At 59.5% G+C, this 5,164-nt stretch carries 4 protein-coding genes; 1 reads left to right on the top strand and 3 read right to left on the bottom strand.

Translation table 11 applies throughout. The features are described 5' to 3' along the window. Positions 1 to 98: 98 nt before the first annotated feature. Positions 99 to 503 (bottom strand): methylmalonyl-CoA epimerase, encoded by a 405-nt coding sequence (gene mce / locus VJ604_RS11585; RefSeq protein ID WP_324082619.1) that lies wholly within the window; start codon positions 501 to 503, stop codon positions 99 to 101. A gap of 785 nt (positions 504 to 1,288) precedes the next feature. Here mce and VJ604_RS11590 point away from each other — a divergent pair. Then, complete coding sequence (locus tag VJ604_RS11590) at positions 1,289 to 1,504, top strand: hypothetical protein (RefSeq protein ID WP_324082621.1); 216 nt, start codon at positions 1,289 to 1,291, stop codon at positions 1,502 to 1,504. 108 nt (positions 1,505 to 1,612) lie between these two features. Here the strand turns inward: VJ604_RS11590 and VJ604_RS11595 are convergent, their stop codons facing one another. Together VJ604_RS11595 and VJ604_RS11600 are read right to left on the bottom strand one after the other, a co-directional pair. Next, positions 1,613 to 4,507 carry an ATP-binding protein gene (locus VJ604_RS11595; RefSeq protein ID WP_324082623.1) on the bottom strand — a complete coding sequence of 965 codons (2,895 nt, stop codon included), beginning with the start codon at positions 4,505 to 4,507 and terminating at the stop codon, positions 1,613 to 1,615. 97 nt (positions 4,508 to 4,604) lie between these two features. Beyond that, positions 4,605 to 5,164 (bottom strand): carboxyl transferase domain-containing protein (locus VJ604_RS11600; RefSeq protein ID WP_324082625.1); only part of this gene is annotated, 560 nt, incomplete at its 5' end.

Consider the following 5,164-nt stretch of genomic DNA (forward strand, 5'->3'; position numbering starts at 1 on the left):
TAACCTCGCCGTCAGAGCCGGCGAATGCGTCATTCCCTTCTATACCATCTCCTTGTCACAGCCCGGTTACAGTGCGCCGCTATTCGGGCTTTTTCTGCTTAGTGCGCGCTTTGGCAAAGCTCGGTGAGCACGCCGCCGCTGCTTTTGGGGTGAACGAAGGCGATCAGCGCGCCGTGAGCCCCCTTGCGCGGTGCCGCATCGATCATCCGGGTGCCGTTTTCGGTGAGTTGGGCGATGGCGGCCTCGATGTCCTCGACCTCGTAGGCGACGTGATGCACCCCGGGGCCGTTCTTTTCCAGGAACTTGGCCACCGGGCTCTCCGGCGAGGTCGGCTCTAGGAGCTCGATCTTCGACTCCCCAATCGTCAAAAAGGCCACCTTAACCTGCTGGCTGGTGACCTCTTCGGTGCCGCTAAATTTCATTCCCAGGGAGTCCCGATAAAACGGCAGAGACTCCTCCAGAGAGCGGACAGCGACGCCGAGATGATTTATCTTGCTAAACATAAGAGTTTCCTTATGAAAATGGTGTACCAGCACTGTGCGCAACAATAGCCTAAAAATAAATTGTGTGCAAGAAAATTAAGCGATAATCGCCTATTTAGTTCACTTTTTGCTGAAACGACAAGCACTTTGCCATTGGTTGTCTTATCGCTGAGAGATTGCTGGGGCTGTCGTGAGGAAGTAGATAGTGTGCATAATGTTATTAAATGCTTGATTATGTGAACAAATGACGCTGATTGTGTGGTCGCCTCAGCGCTCGCGACTGACTCCACTGTATTAGATAGGTAACAGCACAGGGTGGGAGCCGGGGCGCCACGGGGAGCTTCCTTTTACAGGTTCAATGTGAAGGAACTCAGTTAAGGCCTCTTTGAGGGGCTGTCCCTACGTGCCCTGGCGTTCGCATTTGGAATCAGCAGGGGGATCGCCCGGATAACCCGGTCGCTCCTCTACCCGCGGAAGCTTGCTGAAAAAAATCCGGTCTTTCAAGAAAGCGGCGGGCCGGGCCTAGCTTGTTGTGTTTTATTTTTAAAATAACGATATAAACAGGATAAAGATCGAGAAAACGGCAGGTTATAGTCAGGATCAGGCGTGATAGCGTCGATATTTTGTTTTGTTTTTCTCTTGTGTACAAAATGATGATCTGACCTGTAAAACCCCTGACAAGGGTAACTGGCTGTTTTGACGTTGTTTTTTTGAAAAATTACCTTGCAAAAAGATTTCGGCTTGTTTATAGTTCTACCAAATAAAACAGATGAGCTAGCCTTGGAGGCTTGAAAAGGAGATCAGGGATGCAATGCCCCGTTTGCAAGAATCACGACCACGTAGCAATCGACTTACGCGCCGGCAACTTCACTGAGGATTTGGTGGAATGCACGATCTGCGGCACCATGTGGTCCGTTAACCATGGCGTGATGGCGATAGTGAAGGATCCGATGGCCGACTCCTTCATGGAGGCGCTCTCAGCGTCGGTGGAAGGCGACAATTTCTGCTTCGCCGCTGCCTAACCTATAAAAGAAAAGAAAGGCCCCCGTCGTCAGTGGTGGCCTTTGATAGCAAAAAGGCTCCGGATTTTCATCCGGAGCCTTTTTGCGTCGCTGAAAGGATAGCGATTCCTACAGCACCGCTTTCAGGTACTCGGAGGTGATGGAGCGCTTTTCCTTCTCCACCGCGGTGGCGTCGACTTCCACGAACTTCTCGTCCGGGCTGACCTTGAAGAGCGGCTGCCCCTTCGAGACGATGGTGCCGTCGGAGCCGGTCATCAGGATCTTGTCGATGGTGCCGGAGAAGGGCGCGTACACCTTGTTGAACATCTTCATGACTTCGATGATGTAGAGCGGCTGCCCCTTCTCGAAGTGCATCCCCTCGGTTACGAAGGGAGGCATGCCGGGTGCTTCCTGGCCGTAGTACATGCCGCCGCAGACCGCCACGATCTCGTCCGCCTTGGTGGCGGGGGGCGGGACCAGCACCTTCTTCATGCGGGCCTGCAGCTCCGGGTCGTTCAGGTATTCCGGGATGGTGATCTCCAGGTCCTCTTCGACCTTCAGGTCCCAGAACTTGGTCTGCTGGCCGATCAGGAACAGCATGCCGAGCAGCTCCAGTCCGGCCTCGTAGCCGAAGTGGGCGCTTCTGATCTGCTGCCAGGTCTCCGCATCGTAACCGCCCTGCGGCTCCTCGTTCTGCAGGATCTCGTTCAGGGTGTGGTACTCGTCGCGGGCCAGGCCGAACTTCTCGCGGATGGTCCTGGAGAAGCGTAGCGCCTGCTGCAGGAGCTCGTTGTCGTGGCTCCAGATGATCTCCGCCGCCGGCTTGTGGGGACGGTGGTTCATGTGCAGGTACTCGTAAGTCTCGTTCAGCACCCCGATCGGGTTCCTGAGCCAGACCACCTTGCCGTTGTCGATCCGGAAGTTCTTGGTGTTGATGGAGAGCCAGCCCGACAGCAGGTGCGGGTCACCCAGCAACCTCTCGATCGGACGGGTGATCAGGGTCCCCTTGCGGTCCAAGAGGGTGGACATGTTCTTGGCTTCCTTGGCGGCCGCCTCCGGCTGATCCGCGTACATCTCGGTGATCAGCTTCTGGTAATGCTTCTTCATCTGCAGGAAGGCGTAGACCGGGTCGATCTTGTTGGCGACTTCCTTCAGGGTGCCGACCAGGGTCAGGTAGGGGACTACGAAGCGGGTGGTCGGCTTGGCCATCACGTTTCTGCCCAGGAACCAGTTGACCAGGCCGTAGTGGAACTCCAGGTTGGTGGCCAGGTCGGTGCCGCGCAGGGTGGTGGCGCGCAGGACCTCGGACATCTTCTCATAGCTGTCCAGGCGGTCGTTCCCCTTGGTGAGGAGCAGCGCGATGTTGGAGTCGTAGGCGCCGGCCACCTTGTATTTCATGAACAGGCCGGTGTCCGGGTTGACCATGCTGATCCCCTGGTCGTCGCGGATCTCGCCTTCGATCGGCTTGGACCAGTAGCGGATCATGCCACCCGCGTGCGGGGAGAGGGAGGCGTCGGTGGCGTTCAGGCGAGCCTCGACGGCGGCGTTGAAGCGGACGAAGCGCTCCGGCTTGGGAACCCGCTTCTTGTGGCGGGCCAGGATAGCCATCGCCTCCACCAGGCTTTCCACCACGAAGAAGTCGTTCGCGTCCTCGGGGTTGACGAACTTCAGTGCGTAGCAGAGCTCGGTTACCCGGTGCTCCACCTGGATCCTGGTGTTCACTTCCATGAAGTAGTGACGGTCGCGGTCGACGATGCACTCGAAGGTGGAGGCGGAGTCGAGGCCCACGGCCTTGCCGAAACGCTCGGATTCCTCTTCCATCCTCTTCAGTACCTTCAGGTCGCTCTCCAGGGCCTTCACTTCCGCAGTCCTGCCGGCGGCCTTGGCGCTCTCGATGGCCGCCATCAGCCCTTCCTGGGTGACCGAGACCTCCAGGAGCTTCTGCTCATGCATCTGCAGCGAGCAGTCGCGGCCGCCCAGCGCCAGGCACCAGTCGCCGTTGCCGATCAGCTGGATCTCGTTGTGGCGGGTCTGCTCGATGTTGAGCTCGACCAGCACGTTCTTGTTGTCGCCGATGCCGTTGGCCTTGACCTCGTTGAGGATCTCGCGCACCAGCGCAGGAGCCTCGCCGGCAGCCTTGGCGATCATCGCGTCGGTCGGGTTCTTCTCGCCGAGCAGGGCGGCACCCAAGAGGCGCTGACCCTTACCGCCGCCGCCGCCGATCGCCTTCAGACGGACACGGCTCTGCGGGAAGCGCTTCAGCATGCCGGCAACTTCCTCCTGCACCTGTGCGCAGAGTTCCTCGATGGAGAAGAGGTCGATCCCTTTGTTGTAGGAGGCGTACAGGATGTGGTCGGCCAGCTCTTCCAGCGAGAGTTTGGCGTTGCCGAGGATGGACTGCTCGCACTCCAGCGCCTCGGAGGTCACCAGGGCCAACAGCTGCTCGCGGGTGGGGTGCTTCTTGATCAGGGTCTTGGCGGTGACGTTGTCGATACCCGGAGTGACCGAGACGTTCACCGACAGCGCCGTGCGCTTGGCCTCGTCCTTCTTGCCGGCGCCGGTCTGGGTGGCAGCGCAGGGGCCGATGAATTTCAGCCCCGCCTGCTCGATGGCGCCCACGAACTCGTCGTCCTCGGCCATGAAGCCGTAGCCGGCGAAGATGGAGTCGTAGCCGTTATCGATGGCGATGCGGATGATCTGGTGGATGCGCTCGACGCGCTCCTCCTTGCTGGCACCGGTGTAGTCGGGCACCCGGTGCACGCGGGTGGAGTCGGTCAGCTTCCTCAGCTCGGGAGCCAGGGCGTTGGCATAGACGATGGAATCCTTCTCGGAAAGGAGGATGCCGTAGTGGGTGATCCCCATCTCCTGGTAGACGTCCATGGCTTCCATGCGGATGGGGCCGCGGCAGACGATGAGCGGCTTGAGGTCCTCGCAGGAGAAGGAGCGAACCCAGGCCGAAGGCGATTTGGAAAGCCGCCGGTCGCGGTGCACCAGCGGGTTGTGTGAGTAATTGTCGTGAGACATCGGTTTCTCCAGTGACGATAAAAGACGCAGGGGGCGCTCCTGGTGAGCTGCCGCCTGTTGACGGGTCGCCTTGCGCTCCAAATTTTGAATAGTCATATCAGTGGAACTCCCTCTGGACGGCCTGCATCGGCCCCGGTTTGTAGTGGCGCAGGAAGAAGTTGAGGTTTTCACCCAGCACTTTCCTGAGATCGGTCGGCATGACCAGCGACGAGATGGAGCCGAGCGAAAGGGCCTCTTTCGGGTTCATGAGCTCCTTCTCGTAGCGGGTGTTGAGTACGGCCTCCTCGGCGCGCAGCCACTCGGCTGCCTCCTTCTCGGCGTCGACCTTGGCCAGCTCCGGCTTGACGCCAGCCTCGATCCTCTCCTGGGTGCCGCGCTTGACGCGCTCGACCACTTCGCTGCGGATCTTCCTGAGCTCGTTCTTGTAGACGAACTCCTTGCCGGCCGGACCCATGACGGCCAGGCGGGTGGTGGGGAGTGCCAGCACCAGGTCTGCGCCGGTCGGGTAGTTGTTGTAGGAGGCGTAGGCCCCGCCGTAGGCGTTCCTGAGGATCAAGAGGATGCGCGGGGTCCTGATGTCGACGATGGAGTCCAGCATGGCGCGGCCGGCGTGCACGATGCCGCGTGCCTCCTGCTCGCGACCCGGCAGGAAGCCGG

The sequence above is a fragment of the Geomonas sp. genome (genome assembly GCF_035254065.1).
GTDB lineage: Bacteria > Desulfobacterota > Desulfuromonadia > Geobacterales > Geobacteraceae > Geomonas.

What these genes read in the sequence shown, in the direction of transcription:
- mce (WP_324082619.1), bottom strand. Translation starts at nt 503, where the DNA reads ATGTTTAGCAAGATAAATCATCTCGGCGTCGCTGTCCGCTCTCTGGAG.
- VJ604_RS11590 (WP_324082621.1), top strand. Translation starts at nt 1,289, where the DNA reads ATGCAATGCCCCGTTTGCAAGAATCACGACCACGTAGCAATCGACTTA.
- VJ604_RS11595 (WP_324082623.1), bottom strand. Translation starts at nt 4,507, where the DNA reads ATGTCTCACGACAATTACTCACACAACCCGCTGGTGCACCGCGACCGG.